The organism is Frankia sp. EI5c (assembly GCF_001636565.1).
Lineage (GTDB): Bacteria > Actinomycetota > Actinomycetes > Frankiales > Frankiaceae > Parafrankia.
In genome coordinates, this window is sequence record NZ_LRTK01000021.1 from 113,328 (window position 1) to 128,176 (window position 14,849).

The 14,849-nt window shown below is 71.6% G+C and carries 7 protein-coding genes and 16 pseudogenes; 8 read left to right on the plus strand and 15 right to left on the minus strand.

Annotated features, from left to right (window positions below):
• From UG55_RS36130 to UG55_RS12475, 4 pseudogenes are all read left to right on the plus strand, one after another.
• Positions 1 to 408: pseudogene (locus UG55_RS36130) on the plus strand (cytochrome P450); the annotation flags it as partial.
• A gap of 1 nt (position 409) precedes the next feature.
• Positions 410 to 770, plus strand: a pseudogene (locus tag UG55_RS36135) (cytochrome P450); the annotation flags it as partial.
• 57 nt (positions 771 to 827) lie between these two features.
• Positions 828 to 1,179, plus strand: a pseudogene (locus tag UG55_RS47065) (amidohydrolase); the annotation flags it as partial.
• 1 nt (position 1,180) lies between these two features.
• Positions 1,181 to 2,123: pseudogene (locus UG55_RS12475) on the plus strand (amidohydrolase family protein); the annotation flags it as partial.
• A gap of 49 nt (positions 2,124 to 2,172) precedes the next feature.
• On the opposite strand, the gene UG55_RS12480 reads toward UG55_RS12475, so the two are convergent.
• From UG55_RS12480 to UG55_RS47070, 3 genes and pseudogenes are all read right to left on the minus strand, one after another.
• Positions 2,173 to 2,877: an enoyl-CoA hydratase-related protein gene (locus tag UG55_RS12480; RefSeq protein ID WP_066067276.1), complete on the minus strand. Its 705-nt coding sequence runs from the start codon at positions 2,875 to 2,877 to the stop codon at positions 2,173 to 2,175.
• Positions 2,878 to 2,950: 73 nt separating this feature from the next.
• Positions 2,951 to 3,301 (minus strand): FG-GAP-like repeat-containing protein (locus tag UG55_RS29970; RefSeq protein ID WP_206779366.1); only part of this gene is annotated, 351 nt, incomplete at its 5' end.
• Between the two features lies 1 nt (position 3,302).
• Positions 3,303 to 3,868, minus strand: a pseudogene (locus tag UG55_RS47070) (FG-GAP repeat domain-containing protein); the annotation flags it as partial.
• Between the two features lie 313 nt (positions 3,869 to 4,181).
• Here UG55_RS47070 and UG55_RS12490 point away from each other — a divergent pair.
• Positions 4,182 to 5,060 carry a universal stress protein gene (locus tag UG55_RS12490; RefSeq protein ID WP_066067282.1) on the plus strand — a complete coding sequence of 293 codons (879 nt, stop codon included), beginning with the start codon at positions 4,182 to 4,184 and terminating at the stop codon, positions 5,058 to 5,060.
• Positions 5,061 to 5,255: 195 nt separating this feature from the next.
• Here the strand turns inward: UG55_RS12490 and UG55_RS36145 are convergent.
• The 6 genes and pseudogenes from UG55_RS36145 to UG55_RS36165 form a co-directional block, all read right to left on the minus strand.
• Positions 5,256 to 5,611, minus strand: a pseudogene (locus UG55_RS36145) (branched-chain amino acid ABC transporter substrate-binding protein); the annotation flags it as partial.
• 1 nt (position 5,612) lies between these two features.
• Positions 5,613 to 5,891, minus strand: a pseudogene (locus UG55_RS36150) (branched-chain amino acid ABC transporter substrate-binding protein); the annotation flags it as partial.
• A gap of 1 nt (position 5,892) precedes the next feature.
• Positions 5,893 to 6,053, minus strand: a pseudogene (locus tag UG55_RS36155) (branched-chain amino acid ABC transporter substrate-binding protein); the annotation flags it as partial.
• A 1-nt stretch (position 6,054) separates the two neighbouring features.
• A pseudogene (locus UG55_RS36160) lies at positions 6,055 to 6,587 on the minus strand (branched-chain amino acid ABC transporter substrate-binding protein); the annotation flags it as partial.
• Positions 6,588 to 6,879: 292 nt separating this feature from the next.
• On the minus strand, positions 6,880 to 7,572 hold a 693-nt coding region (gene ppk2, locus UG55_RS12500; RefSeq protein WP_242424238.1), incomplete at its 5' end, for a polyphosphate kinase 2.
• 1 nt (position 7,573) lies between these two features.
• Positions 7,574 to 7,728: pseudogene (locus tag UG55_RS36165) on the minus strand (polyphosphate kinase 2); the annotation flags it as partial.
• Positions 7,729 to 8,023: 295 nt separating this feature from the next.
• On the opposite strand from UG55_RS36165, the gene UG55_RS12505 reads away from it, so the two are divergent.
• Complete coding sequence (locus UG55_RS12505) at positions 8,024 to 8,935, plus strand: universal stress protein (RefSeq protein ID WP_199865119.1); 912 nt, start codon at positions 8,024 to 8,026, stop codon at positions 8,933 to 8,935.
• A 64-nt stretch (positions 8,936 to 8,999) separates the two neighbouring features.
• Here UG55_RS12505 and UG55_RS12510 read toward each other — a convergent pair whose 3' ends face one another.
• The 6 genes and pseudogenes from UG55_RS12510 to UG55_RS36190 all read right to left on the minus strand — a co-directional run.
• A complete protein-coding gene (locus tag UG55_RS12510) occupies positions 9,000 to 9,878 on the minus strand; it encodes a universal stress protein (protein WP_066067342.1) in 879 nt (292 codons plus the stop codon).
• 849 nt (positions 9,879 to 10,727) lie between these two features.
• Positions 10,728 to 10,843, minus strand: a 116-nt coding sequence (locus tag UG55_RS47075; protein WP_396230880.1) for a hypothetical protein, incomplete at its 5' end; no start/stop codon positions are given.
• 1 nt (position 10,844) lies between these two features.
• Positions 10,845 to 11,422, minus strand: a pseudogene (locus tag UG55_RS36170) (sensor histidine kinase); the annotation flags it as partial.
• A 1-nt stretch (position 11,423) separates the two neighbouring features.
• Positions 11,424 to 12,075: pseudogene (locus tag UG55_RS36175) on the minus strand (GAF domain-containing protein); the annotation flags it as partial.
• A 1-nt stretch (position 12,076) separates the two neighbouring features.
• A pseudogene (locus UG55_RS36180) lies at positions 12,077 to 12,464 on the minus strand (histidine kinase); the annotation flags it as partial.
• A gap of 1,005 nt (positions 12,465 to 13,469) precedes the next feature.
• A pseudogene (locus UG55_RS36190) lies at positions 13,470 to 14,283 on the minus strand (hypothetical protein); the annotation flags it as partial.
• Between the two features lie 381 nt (positions 14,284 to 14,664).
• Here UG55_RS36190 and UG55_RS36195 point away from each other — a divergent pair.
• Both UG55_RS36195 and UG55_RS36200 read left to right on the plus strand, forming a co-directional pair.
• Positions 14,665 to 14,731, plus strand: a pseudogene (locus tag UG55_RS36195) (DNA-binding response regulator); the annotation flags it as partial.
• A 1-nt stretch (position 14,732) separates the two neighbouring features.
• Positions 14,733 to 14,849 (plus strand): annotated as a pseudogene (locus UG55_RS36200) (DNA-binding response regulator); the annotation flags it as partial.

Below are 14,849 nucleotides of genomic sequence, written 5' to 3' on the forward strand. Positions count from 1 at the left end.
TGCTCGGCCTTCCGATGGCGGACCTGCCGACCTTCCTCGCCATGAAGGACGGGGTCATCCGCCCGTTCCACGTGCTGGGCAAGCACCCCGCCGACCCCGAGGTGAAGGCCTACCAGGCCCGCACGGCGGACTCCATCTACGCCTACTTCGACCGGGTGCTCGACGAGCGCGCGAAGCGGCGCGAGGGCGACCTGCTCAGCCGCCTGCTGGACAGCGAGGTCGACGGTGATCGGCTCAGCCGCGAGAACCTGCTCGACATCTGCTTCCTGTTCCTCACCGCCGGCCTCGACACCGTGTCGGCGTCGCTCGACTGCTTCATCACCCACCTGGCCCGCCATCCCGACCGGCGCCGCCAGCTCGTGGCGGACCCGACCCTGATCCCGCCTGCCGTCGAGGAGCTCCTGCGCTNGGAGTCGCCGGTGATGCTGGTGTCGCGGTTCGCCACGCGTGACAGCGAACTGGACGGCTGCCCCGTCCGGGCCGGCGACGAGGTCTATCTGTTCATCGGCTCCGCCAACACGGACGAGCGCGAGCTGCCGGACGGCGACAGCGTCCGCTGGGACCGCGAGGTGAACCGCCACCTGGCCTTCGGAGGCGGCGTCCACCGCTGTCTCGGTTCACACCTGGCCCGGCTGGAGCTGCGCGTCGTCCTGCGTGAATGGCATGCGCGCATTCCGGAGTACCAGATCAGGCCCGGCGCGGAACCAGCCTTCACCCCGGGGATCCGCTCCCTCGACACCCTGCCGTTGCTGATCAGAGCCGTGCGGTGACGCCGCGGCCGCCCGCCGCGCCCCGCGGACACGAACCGCTCCCGAAGGGATACCGCCATGGATGTCGATGACCTGGTTCTCATCAGCGTGGACGACCACCTGATCGAGCCGCCGGACCTCTTCATCAACCACCTGTCGCCGAAGTACCTCGACCGGGCACCGAAGATGATCCGCTCGGAGCAGGGCGACGATGTCTGGGTGTTCGGCTCGGTCGTCATGGAGACCGCGGCACTGAACGCCGTCGCCGGCCGCCCCCGGGAGGAGTACGGGCTCGAACCACAGAGCCTCGATGAGGTCCGGCCGGGTTGCTACGACGTCCACGCGCGGGTGGCGGACATGAACGCCGGCGGCGTGCTGGCGTCCATGAACTTCCCCTCGTTCCCGACGTTCACCGCCCGCGTCTTCGCGANTGACGACGCGGATCTCTCCCTGGCGCTGGTCCGCGGCTACAACGACTGGCACATCGACGAATGGTGCGGCGCCTACCCCGGCCGCTTCATCCCCCAGGCCGTCCCGGTGATCTGGGACGCCGAACAGACCGCGGCGGAGATCCGCCGCTGCGCGGCCAAGGGCTGCCATTCCCTCAGCTTCACCGAGAATCCCGCCGCGCTCGGCTACCCGAGCTTCCACAGCGAGTACTGGGACCCGGTGTGGGCCGCGTGCTGCGACACCGGGACGGTGCTTTCCATCCACCTCGGGTCGTCCGGGCGCCTGTCGATTCCCGCGGTGGACTCGCCGCCGGATGTCATGATCACGTTGCAGCCGATGAACATCCAGTCCGCCGCCGCCGACCTGCTCTGGTCCCGCGTCCTGAAGAACTTCCCGGACCTGCGCATCGCCCTGTCGGAGGGTGGCAACGGCTGGGTCCCCTACTTCCTCGACCGGGTCGACCGGACCTACGAGACGCACCGCGCGTGGACGTTGCAGGACTTCGGCGGGCGGATGCCCAGCGAGGTGTTCCGCGAGCATTTCCTGACCTGCTTCATCAATGACCCGATCGGCGTCGAACTACGGGCGAAGATCGGGGTCGAGAACATGGCCTGGGAGGCCGACTACCCGCACAGTGACTCGCTGTGGCCGCAGGCGCCGGAGAGCCTCGCCGCGGTGTTCGCCGACAACGGCGTCCCCGCCGACGAGCAGCGGCTGATCAGCCACGAGAACGCCATGCGCTGGTACAGCTTCGATCCCTTCGTCCACGTGCCGCGGGAGCAGGCGACGGTGGGTGCCCTGCGGCGGGCCGCGGCCGGGCACGACGTGTCGGTCGTCTCCCGCAGCCTGCGTTCCCGCACCCCGGACGAGAAGCTCGAGGGCTTCCGTACCCGGGCCCGCGCGGCCCTCGCGGCCCGGACCTGACGGCGCGACCAGACTGGGCGCGCGCTGACGGACCACCCGCTATGACGGACTATGACGGCTGGCTCGGCACACTCGTCTCCCCCTTCAGCTGAGCCGGGCCGTCCCCCCACAGCGCGGCCAGCACGGCGGGGTACATGCGCGCCTTGATCGTGCGGAGCGTGTCCCCCGCCCTGCCGGCCTGGGCTCCGGCGATCTCGAGGGCGGTCGGGAGCACCGCGGCCTCGTCCACCGCCTGGTCGACGAGGCCGGCGGCGGCCGCGGCCGACCCGCCGTAGCGGCGGGCGGTGAGCATCGCCTCATGCGCGGTCTGCGGCGTGAGCCGGCACTGGATCAACGCGGACATCGCCGGCGTGAACGGGATGTTGATGTCGGCCTCCGGCAGGCACCAGAAGCCACGGTCCGCACGCATCACCCGGAAGTCGTGGGCCAGGGTGAGCATCGCGCCGGCGGCGAACGCGTGCCCCTGCACCGCCGCGACGGTGACGACCGGTAGCGCCAGCATCCGGGCGAAGAGCCCGTGCACGGAGTCGAGGTAGTCCTGGTACTGCTCGCCGTGCGCGGAAAGCCATTCCAGGTCGAGGCCGTTCGAGTAGAACCGGCCCCCGCCGGTGGTCACCAGGGCACGCGGCCCGTCCGCCCGTTCCACCTCGTCGAGCGCCTCGTTCACGGCGGCGATCCAGTCGGGATGGAACCGGTTCTCGCCGTCCCCGAGATCGACGAGGAACACGTCGTTGTGGCGGTCAACAGTAGGCATGCGCAGTCCTCGGGCCTCCGGTCAGGCGACAGGTCGCTGTCGGCACACGCGGGCCGGTCGGCCCCGCTGGGCATCACCCTGCCCGCAGCCCGCCCGGGGCGCCAGAACACCGGGTCAGCGGGTGGCCTGAGCTGCTCAACAACACCGTCACGGTGCTGCCCTGGCCGTTGGCCACCGCCACGTCGCCGGCGCCGCCGTCCCCCCGAAGGTCGTCCACCACCAGTGCGACCGGCCCCGGGCCGACGAGGGAGATCCACTCGCCCGTGAACGAGCCGTCGCCGGCACCCGGCAGTACCGACACGGTCGCGTTCCCGGCGTTGCCCGCGGCCAGGTCGGCGATGCCGTCCCCGGTCACATCCCCGATGCCGACCGCCGACGGGCCCGGCCCGGTGAGATGGGGCACCGGCGGGCCGAAGGTGCCGTCNCCATTCCCCAACAGCACCGACACCGTGCCGTCGAACTGGTTGGCGGCCGCCAGATCGGGGGCGCCGTCGCCGTTGAGGTCGACCGGTGCGATCGCGGCGGGCCCGGGTCCGGAAAGGAAGGGCCGGGGCGGGCCGAAGCTGCCGTCGCCCATTCCCAGCAGTACCGACACCGTGCCGCTGAACTCGTTGGCGACCGCGAGGTCGGCGAAACCGTCGCCGTTCAGGTCGTCGGTGCCCACATCCGACGGGCCCGAGCCGGCGGGATAGGGCACCGCGGGGCCGAAAGTACCGTCACCGCGGCCGAGCAGTACCGACACGGTGCCGTCAGCCATGTTCACGACGGCCAGGCTCATGATGCCATCGCCGGCGAGGTCGCCCGCGGTCAGTGAAACCGGGCCATGGCCGGTGATGTAGTACTCCGGCGGGAGGAGGACCCCCGCGGCCAGCGCGGTACCGGGCCGGACGACGACCGCGGACATCGCCAGGACGACCGCCGACACCAGCGAGCCCGTCGTGAGCGACCCACCGGCCCCGCGACCGGGGGCGGTCCACAGTGTCATGAGCATCCCCACGTCGCCGGCGTCACGCAACACGATGGTGACCGGTAGTAGTCGGCACGGGCGGTAGCGACACCCCGCGGAACCGCCGCCTCGCCCCTCCGGCGCCGGGACGGGCCGAGCCGCCCGGCAGCGGACCAGGCGGCGAAACGCGGGACGAAAGGTCACCCNGGCGGGACGAACGGCACCCCTGGCCGCCGCCCTTCGCCGGTTTCCCCCCCACGCCCCCAGGCGGCAGGCTGGAGGCACCCCCTTCGGGCCCACCCGGACGGGAGGTCGACATCAGGTCGACAGCAGATCGGCATCAGCTGAGGAGGCCACCGTGAGCACCGAAGAGCGCCGCGCGATCCTGGTCGGCATCGACGGCTCCGCGGGTTCGGAGGCCGCGCTCCGCTGGGCCTACGAGGCGGCCCGGGTGGAACAGCGACCTGTCACCGCGCTGCTGGGCTGGACCGCCGACGGCCTGCCGCGTCCCGTCTACCAGGCCGCGCTCACCGCCGGCCATGCCGGGCTCGCGGCCTCGGCCGCCGAGATGCTGGACCGGACGGTCGCCCGGGTACCGGCCCCGGTGCCCCCGGTCGAACTGCGCAAGGTCGTCGTCGACCGGGACCCGGTGGAAGCCCTCGTCGCGGAGGCCAAGAACGCCGAGATGACCGTGGTCGGCCAGCGTGGCAGCGGCCTGGCCCACCGCCTCCTGGCAGGTTCCGTCGCCCACCGGCTGCTGCACCATTCCTCCGGCCCCGTCGTCGTGGTCCGCGGGACCGCGCCCGAAACCGGGCCCGACCGACGGCCGATCGTCGTCGGCGTGGACGGCTCGGACGCCTCCCAGGCGGCCGTCCGCTGGGCCGCGGCCCGGGCCGCGGCGCGCGGGGTCGAGCTGCGGCTGGTCAACGGCTACCACATCGACATCACCGCCTTCGGTGTGCCCATCTCCAACTTCTACCCGTCGCTGCGGACCGGGTCGGAGAAACTGCTGGCCGATGTCGCGACCGCCGACCTCGACGACGAGAGCACCGTCGAGTTCAGCCTCCGGGCCGTCGACGACACCGCGACCCGCGCGCTGTTGCGTGCCGCGGCCGAGGCGCAGCTCCTGGTGGTCGGCACCCGGGGGCGAGGAGGCTTCGCCGAGCTGTTGCTCGGGTCCACCGCGCACCAGTGCGTGCAGCACGCGGAGTGCCCGGTCGCCGTCATCCACAGCTGACGCGCCGATCGCGGGAGATCCGCGACCAGCGCGCGCCAGAAAACGGGGGGCGCGCCGGTGGACGTCCGCGGGCTGGGGGGCCGCGGACGTCACCGCACACACCGCAGGCCCGGTGCCGGAGATCATCCTGGCACCGGGCCTGCGGTAACCGGTCCGCCTCGAACGAAGGCGGGGCGCTACTGGGGGCCGGTCGTCCTACTGGAAATTGGTCGGGACGGGTTCGGACCAGTCGCGGTTCTCGTTGGGCCAGCAGACCCAGGGCTTCTCGGGAGTGGCACCGCCGATGAACTCGAACTTCTTGTTCTTGTAGGTCAGCAGGCTCATGCACTCCTGCCTGGGCCCGTGGGTGGCGGGGTCCTCCTGGGTGGGCATGATGTGCTGCCGGCTCCAGTCGATCTCCGGAACGAGACCGCCGGCAGTGAACGCCGTGAACTTGTTCGTCGCCTCGACCACGGAGGCCTGGGTGAACTCGGGGCCGGCGGCCTTGATGCCCTGGTAGGCGCTTTCCGCGGCGATCCAGCCGTATTCGGCGACCTCGGTGAGCTCGTTTCNGGCCTGCTCCATCCACTTCTTGAACTCGGCGAGGGCGTTACCCTCGGAGCTGGCCTCGAACGGCCGGAACGCGAGCGCGAGAACGTCACCTTCGAACAGGTCGCCGGCGTCCTGCATGAACTTCAGATCATAGGAGTTCGACTGCAGGATCGGGACGTCCGCGAGGCCCTGTCGCTTGAGTTCCTGCGCGAGGGTCTTCTGCCCGTTGACGTCGAAGCAGCTCACGATGAACTGGACACCGGCGTTCTTCATCGCGCTCACCTCCGGCCCGATGCCGTTNGGGATTCCGAAGGCGATGCCGTCGTTGGTGTAGACCACTTCCTGACCGGTCTCACCCTTGTAGAGGTTGATCGTGTCGGTCGCGGCGTGCGTGCATTCCTTGGAGCTTTCCGAAACGCCGTACCCCACGGTGGCGATCTTGCTGAGCTTCAAGACCTGGGGNGCGTAGGCCATGAACCGGCGGGTGCAGGAGATGCACTCGACACCGTTGCTCGCGAAGATCGACTCGTTGCCGTTCATGTCGTGCGGGTACCACGGCACCGAGTAGACCGGGATCCCGGCCTTCGCCAGGTCCGGCCAGCCGGTCGCCAGCATCGGCGCACTGAGCGTGGCGAACGTGTCGTTCTTGGTGATGACTTCCAGGGACGCCTGCTTGTTCTGCCCGAGCGCGTCGTCGATCGTCGTGGTGATCTTCAGCTGCCGACCGTCCAGGCCACCCTCGCTGTTGCGGTAGGCGAAGTAGGCGTTGGCGCCCTGCACGAAGCAGTCGAGCATGCAGGTGCCCAGCGGGTTGTTCGTCTTCGTCCCGATGACAGCGAACCTGATCTCACTGTCAGTGACCCCGGGAGAACCGTTCGCCGAATGCGACGGCGGAGGCTCAGAACTCTCGCCACCGCTCGAGTTCGAACAGCCACCGACCACCAGGCCGACAGTCAGGACGATCGCTGACAACCAGGATAAACGGGATCTCCTCATAGGCCCGGGATCCTCCCAGATGCCGACAGCGCGCGCAGGTTATGGCGGCTGCCAAAGACAATCGGTCACCTGCTTTGCCGGATCATCCCGGAAGCGGGTGCGGTCCACCCGGCAGACACCCGCCGCCCTCGACCGCCGGCCGGCGGAACAAGGACACCCGGTCGGGCCCGGATGGCGGGCCGGGACGGCCTCGACACCCGGCCGGTGCCCGGCGCCTCGGCCGGCACCTCGGCTGCCCGCGAGCGGCCCGGCCTACCCGGCAAGCGCTCCGAAGCCCACGGCGGGGCCGGGCCTATTCGACCGCATATCGGCGCGGAACCCAGGTCTGGCTGTCGATCGGTGGGCGCTTGTAGGCACGGTTCTGGCGAGGCGGAAGCTCCACCTCCGGATACGCGACCGGCTCGTAGGGGACCATCGACAGCAGATGGCTGATGAGGTTCAGCCGGGCACTGCGCTTGTCATCCGCGTCAACCACATACCACGGCGCCTGCCTGATATCGGTGTAGGCGAACATCTCGTCCTTGGCCTCGGCGTAGTCCACCCAGCGGGCCCGGGCCTGAAGATCGAGATCGGACAGCTTCCACCGCTTCTCCGGGTTGCGCATCCGACCGTTGAAACGCCGTTCCTGTTCCTCGTCGCTCAACGAGAGCCAGTACTTGAGCAGCGTTATTCCAGCTCGCACGAAGGCACGTTCCAGCTGCGGACAGGTCCGCAGGAAGTCGTCGTACTCCTCCTCGGTGCAGAACCCCATCACCCGCTCCACCCCGGCCCGGTTGTACCAGCTCCGGTCAAAGAAGACGATCTCCCCGGCGGACGGGAGATGAGTGATGTAACGCTGGAAATACCACTGGCCGCGCTCCCGCTCGGTCGGCTTCCCGAGGGCCACCACCCGGTAGTGCCGGGGGTTGAGGCGCTCAGTGATCCTCTTGATGCTCCCGCCCTTGCCCGAGGTGTCCCTGCCCTCCATCACGACGACAACCCGCCCNCCGGTGGCGACAATCCACTCCTGCATCCGCACCAGCTCGGTCTGCAACCGCACGAGCTCCTTTTCGTACGCCGCCTTCGAGAGCCGCGTAGGAGCCGCGGCGGCGGCGGTTGCGGCGGTGGTGTCGGGGGCCGCCTCCGGTCGGTCGGATGCCATGGGCCCCTCCCCCTCGTCGCGCCCGCCGACGGCGGGCCCACCCCAGATCATGATCACTCAGGTAGTGAGACTCCCACCGATGGCCGCTCCCCGCAACGGCTGGGGACGGCACCCCGCCTACCCGAAGGTCCCACCCAACCGGCCCGGAACGATGACCACCGGGCCTGGCGGCGGGTCCTTCGTCCGGTGCGCGGACGGTCCGGGGCACACTGATCCGGAGTCCCGCGGGTGGCACGGCTCGAACGCCGGACCGCATCCTCATCCGACGGCCAGGAACCGACGGCGGGAGCAGGCGGTGGCAGCCGCGAGGACGGCGGCGGACACCCGCGGACTGACCGACCAGGGGGTCACGTTGACGGAGATCGTCGTGGGTGTGAACGGATCGGCCGCCTCGCTCCCCGCGCTGCGCTGGGCGCTGGACGAGGCCCGCCTCCACGGTGCCGGCGTGCGAGCGGTTCTGGCCTCGGCCGGGCCTGGTGTGCCGCCGGAGGTGGCGACGACCACCGGCAACCCTGCCAGGGCTCTCCTCCACCGGGCAGTCGAGGAGGCGCTTCGCGGCGAGGACCAGGCCGAACCCGTCCCGATCACCGAACTGATCGTCCAGGATCACCCCGGCCACACGCTGGTCGGCATGTCCGCCGAGGCGCGGATGCTCGTCGTCGGAGCGCCGAGTCACAGCCGTCACCGCCGTGTGGTCGCGGGTTCCCTGGCCGAGGTGTGCGTGCGCGCGGCCCGGGTTCCGGTCGTGGTTGCCCACGATCTCGACCTGCCCCGGCCCCGGGACCCACGTCCGGTGCTGGTGGGCGTGGACGGCACGGCCCCCTCGGTGGCGGCCGTGCGCCGGGCGACCCGGGAGGCCTGGCTACGTGGGGTGCCGCTGGTGATGGCGAACGCGCGGCCACGCTGGCCCCGGGTGCCCGACAGCTTCCCCCGTAGCTGGCAGACGAGCCGTGACCTGCGGATTTCGGAGGAGATCCTCGACTACTGCGCCGCGGAGAGCCGCCAGGTCACGACCGAGGTGTCCCTGCGCCCACTCGCCGACGACGACGCCGCCCCCGCGAGCCTGCTCCGGCTCGCCCGCGAGGCCCAGCTTCTCGTCGTGGGAGGCCGGGAAGGCTGGGCCGGGGGTTCATGGCGCCCGGGAAGCCCTGCCCGGGAATGCGTGATCCACGCACCCTGCCCGGTCATGGTTGTCCGCCCGGGCTGAACCGCTCAGCCCTCGCCCCAGTACCTCGTCCAGCGTTCGCCTCAGTTCTCGTCCAGTGATCGCCTCAGTCCTCATCGTGGATGACGGCGACCGGGCAGGCCGCGTGCAGAATGCTCTGGTAGCTGACGGAACCAAGCAGCAGGTCGGTGAAGCCCCCGTGGCCGCGGCGACCGACCACCAGGAGCTGCGCGCCCCGCGCCTCCTGAAGGAGGGCGCGGCTGGCAGAGTCCGGAGCGATCACGGTGTCGACCGCCACCGCGGCGGCGCTGGCGAGGCCCTTGCCCACCGTCTCGTCCAGCATCGCCTGTGCCCGCCGCAGCAGCTCCGCCTGCCCGCTGAGGACCAGGTCGGGATACAGCGGATCCGCGCGGCCGAGGGCGTACACGACCCGCAGCGGGGCCAGCCGCAGCGCCGCCGCCTGGGCGGCCCAGCGCAGGGCGCCGACCGAGTTCCCCGACCCGTCGACACCGACGACGACCGGGAGCGGGCGCGCCTCCGGCCCGCCGAGCCGGTCGGCGGACCTCCCCCGAACGACCACCACGGGCACGTGGGCGTGGTTGACGACGCCCTGAGCCACCGAACCGGTCAGGACCCGGTGAATCGGACCGTGGCCGTGCGACCCGACGACGATCATCTCGACGCCCGGCGAGCTCTCCACCAGCGCGGGCACCGGCGCCACCTGGGCGAGCACACGGCGCACGTCGACGTCCTTCGGGTCGGCCCGCCCGATGGCCTCCTCCAACGCGACCGAGGCAGCGGCTTCGAGCTCCGAGTCGTCCGCCCGGGCCGGCCGATGGTGCACATCCCGCGATAACCCGTCCGCGCTCCAGGCGAGCAGCGCGGTCACCGGCCGCTGGCGGCGCCGGGCCTCACGGAAGGCCCACCGCAGCGCCTCCTCGGAACCGGTGGAACCGTCCACCCCGACAAGAATGGTTCTGTCCATCTTCGCCACCACCGTTTTCCGTCAATCACGCGGAATTCGCTGCGCCAAATTTCGCATCGGGGACGGAGCGGAACATCGGCCGTCCGATCTACCGTGCCCGGTTCGTCAGCCATGGGGGTGCCGGGACCATGGTCCCGTTCGCGAGCACGCTGGTAGCGGGAGGGCCGTGGCGGCGGTGGCCAGCCCGGGGCGCCCCCGCCCGCCGCCGGGATGACAGCTCTGTCTGATCGGACGGGAAACCCCGGGTGCCGAGCCCGGTCGCGAGGCCCCACGAGCGACCGCCCGGGCCGGCATCGGAGCACCGCCGCCCCACCGCCTCCGACATCCAGCCCCCCGCCCGCGAACACCTCGGCCCGCCACGACCCGACCGGCGTGCGGCCACCGGGCCGCCGCATCCGACGGAGCCCGCCACAACGCCGCCACCAGGGCTTTCAGCGGGCGCACAGGCCCCGAAACAGCCCCCACCCACCCCCGCGCCGCCCGTCCGCGAGTGTGCGCCGTCAGCGACTGAAGACCTCGTTGTGTCTCCGCTCCCGGAGGGCTTGCGCCCCCTCCACCACCGGGGTTGTCAACACCTCTCCCGAGGAGACACCGCGAGCTCTTCAGTCGCCGCATCGCCACACCCGCGCCGCCACCCGAAACGCTGACCGCCNCCGTCAGATCACCGCCCGCACCGCCGCGCCCGCCCGCGCCCGCCCGCGCGCCGTCAGCTTGGGCCTTCGGCCAGTCACGACGCACCGCGGCGGTGGTCGCCATTTCGGGTGCGTTCGGCCTGGGTTACCCCCGCGACGGCAGGCGCCCACACGGACCGCGATTCACGCGATTCATGGGAAGCGCCCCAGTTGGGCGCTAGAGCGGAACGGTCCAGCGCAGGTGGGTGCCGCCCGTCGGCGGGGCAGTCGCGGTGAAGGTGCCACCGAGGCTTTCGGCGCGGGCGTTCAGATTGTCCAGGCCGCTGCGGCGGGNGGTCGGGCCGATGCCGACGCCGTCGTCGATCGCGTCGAGGGTGACGGTGTCCCCGTCCACCGCCAGCCGAACCTCGACGCTGGTGGCACGGGCATGGCGGGCGGCGTTGGTGAGGGCCTCCCGGGCCACCGCGAGCAACTGGTCGGTGAGCTGCTCGTCAGCGACGGTGTCGAGCGGGCCGATGACGCTGATCGTGGGTGCGAAGCCCAGGGCGGGCCGCACGTCCTCGGCAATCTTGTCGAGGGCCGCGCGCAGGCGGCCGCGTTTCGTGGCGCTCTGCCCGCGGAGCTCGAAGATGGAACGGCGGATGTCCCTGATAGTCGCGTCGATGTCTTCGACATAGCCGTTGAGGCGGTCGGCGTTCACCGGGTTCTCATACTGCGCGAGGTCCTGCATTCCCAGCGCGACGGCGAACATTCGCTGGATTACGTGATCATGCAGGTCGCGGGCGATTCGGCCACGGTCGGCGAGCACCCGCAGGTGCTCCTGCTCGGCCTTCGCCCGGGCGAGTTCGAGCGCGACGGCGACATGACCGGCGAAACCGGTGGCCATGTCGAGATCACTGTCGGTGAACGCGCNGGCGCCGCGGTCACGGCCGATGAGCAGCGCTCCGCCGCACTGGCCGACGCCGGCGACGAGCGGCACGACCATCAGTGGGCCGGTCCGTTCGGCGTGTTCCACGGGGAGCGCGTCGAGTTCCGCGTCATCAACCCGAAGGCCCTGCCGCTCTACGATGACCCGGCCGGTCAGGGTGCGCTCCAGCGGAATGCGCTGACCAGCGCGCTCCGGACCCGCGACACCGGCGGTCCCAGCGACACCGGCGGGGCCGGTGACCGCCACGGCGACACGGACGAACCCGGCCCCGCCGCCGTGGGTTTTCCCACCCGGGCCACCCGCCTCGTCGTCGGGAAGGGCCAGTGCCACGAAGCTGGCGTCCGCGACCGCCTGGACCCGGCGGGCGAGCGCGGTGAGCACGTCATCGTCCCCGGCCATCAGCAGGCGGGTGACCTCCGCCGACGCGTTCATCCACTGATGCCGCCGCTGTGCCTCGTCGTAGAGCCGCGCGTTGGCGATCGCCACCCCGGCGTTGGCCGCGAGCGCAAGCGCAAGTTCCTCGTCCTCGGCGGTGAAGGCGGCGCCATCGCGCTTGTCGGTCAGGTACAGATTGCCGAACACCTCTCCGCGCACCGTGATCGGCACGCCGAGAAACGACCTCATCGGCGGATGGCCCNGGGGGAAGCCCTGCGAGCCGGGGTCCCGGGAGATGTCCGGCACCCGGCGCGGGCGCGGGTCGTCGATGAGCAGCCCGAGCAGGCCGTGGCCGGTCGGCAGATGACCGATCCGCTCCACCTCCGGGTCAGCCATCCCCACGTGGACGAACTCGACCAGCGTGCGGTCAGGCGCCACGACGCCGAGGGCGCCGTAACGCGCACCGAGCAGGTCGGTGGCGGCCTCGACGACCCGCCGGAGCAGGACGGACAGCCGCAGATCGGTGGCGATGACCCGGTTGGCCTGCAGCAGGCCGCGCAGCCTGCCCTGGGTCGCCAACACATCCTGGGCACGCTCGACGAGCTGGCCGAGCAGATCGTCGAGCTCCAGCCGGGCCACCGTGGGAAACATCAGCCCGTCCCCGGGGGCCGCCACCACTCCGGCGGACACAGCGGGCAGCGGGGCGGCGGCGGGTTCAGCGGAGCCGGCAGGTTCAGCATGCCCAGCGGGCTCGACGCTCCTCGCGGGAACCGGTCCCGCCCTGGGTACGGGTGAACGCCGCGGCTCCGCGCCGGCCGGGCCGGCCGGGGGCACCTGGCTCGACCGGTGGGAGGCCGAGGCCTGAGATCTCGCCGCCACGCGAGGAAGATACGCGAGACAGGACGCAGCTGACACGTGTTCTCGCTGTCACCGGTCAGCCCGCGGCGCGTCGGGCCGCCCGCAGCACGGCTTCCGGCCCGGTCCCGGGCGGAAGTGTCGTCGCCTCGGGCCAGGGTTCGGCGTGCCTGCCGGCCACCGGCCCACCACCCGGTCGCGGCATGCGTTCCCGCTGCGCCTCCCCCGGCCGGACGGGCCCCGGGCGTGCGGTCCGGAGCTGGACAAGATCGGTCGCCGTGTCCCGGGCCAGCGCGGCGGCGCGCTCCCGGTCGGCCCTGCGGTCCCACGCCGCGTCGAGCACGACGCTCTCACCCCGTTCGACGGCGGTGCGCGCGCGCCGCAGAAGCTCGGCGTACACCGCGCCCTCGCCTGCCTCGCCGCGCTCCCGTCCGATGTCCTCGGCCCGCAGCAGCGTCCAGCCCTCGGCGTCGGCGAGGCCGGCGGCCAGCTCTCCACGTTCCGGCGCGCGAGCCCCGCCTACCAGGACGAGCCGCACCCGGCCGTGGCGCAGGTGGGTCAGGGCCAGCGCCGCCAGCGACCGTGCCTCGGCGGCGGCCGGCTCGGCGCCCTGGGCGTACCTGGTGCAGGCGATCTTGCACCGGACGAAGGCCCGGTACGCGATGTAGAGGTCCTGCAGGGAGCGGGGATGGCTCTCGGCCGCGTACTCGCGGTAGCGGTCCAGGAAGTCGGCGGCGAGGTCGGGCCGGCCGAGGCGTTCGAGATCCATCGCGAGGAACCCGACGTCGGCGAGGACGTCCNCGACCCGCAGGCGCTGGTCGAATTCCAGGCAGTCGAGCACGCGCGGACCGTCGTCGAGGCAGTAGATGTCGTCGGTGAGCAGGTCGCCGTGTCCGTCCCGGATGTGCCCCAGCCGCTGCCGCTCCCGCAGCAGCAGCTCCCGGCCAGCCAGATAGCGGGCCGCGAGCCGCCCGACGGCATCGACGGTGCCGGCGTCGAGGACGGTGCCCACATGCGGCCGGACACCCCTCATGCCCTCCTCCCACAGCCCACGCAGGGTGTCGGGAGAGCCGGCCTCGGCGATCTGGGCGGAGGTCTCGCAGCGGGAGTGGAAGCCCGCGAGGAGGCGGGCGATGCCCCGCAGCTGGTCAGTGACGTCGGCGCCGGCGGTGATGAGTGCGGACAGCCGGCGCGTGACCGGCAGCCGGCGCATCACAACCATGTGGTCGCAGAGCACACCGTCCGGGCCGTGGATGTCGGCGACGCCCAGGTAGACATCCGGGGCCAGCCGCCGGTTGAGATCGACTTCCGCCTGGCACGCCCGCTGGCGCGCCGTCCGGTCACGGAAGTCGAGGAAGCCCAGATCGGCTGCCTTCTTGACCTTGTAGACCCGGTCCCCCAGAAAGATCAGCACGGACGTGTGCGTCTCGACCAGCGTGGCCGGCGCAACGGCCGCCCCCAGCGCGGCGTCGGGGGTCTCGGTGACCTCGGGCCTCTCCGCGGTCTCGGGGGTCTCGGGGGTCTCCGCGGTCTCGGGGGTCTCCGCGGTCTGCGGGCTCTGCGGAGTCGGCGCGGAGGGCCGGGCCGACGTGCCCGTTGCTGTCGCCACATCCATGGTGTCAACACTGACGCCGAGTCGCCCCGGGCGCAGCGTGCCGGAGTCGGGCGGCGCCTGTGCGAAGGTCCCGCGCGAGCCGGGACCAATGGACAGCACCGCGCGTTTTCGGACCTGCGGCCCCGGCTCCCGATTACCGGCGGCCGACTTCCCGGCACCCCCGTCCGGGGGGCCGTCGCGCTGATCATCACCTGTCGAAAGTCCCGTTCACCCGTCCGGGGTGACATCGATGCCTCGTCCGGATGCCACCTCTGGCCAGGACGCCCAGCACAGCCGGGTGACGTGCGTCCGGGAGGTGCCGGGGCGATTGGCGAGGCGACCCGCAGGCCGTATGGTCGCGTTCATGGCGCAGATCCGGGTGTTCGTTCTCGATGACCACGNGATCGTGCGAAATGGTCTGCGTCAGACGCTCGCCCGGCATGACGATATCGAGGTCGTCGGTGAGGCCNGGTTGGCGGCGGAGGCGTTGCGGCGGATTCCGGCGCTGCATCCGCATGTGGCGGTGCTGGACGGGCGGTTGCCGGATGGCAGTGGCATTGATGTGTGCCGGGAGGTGCGCTCGGCGC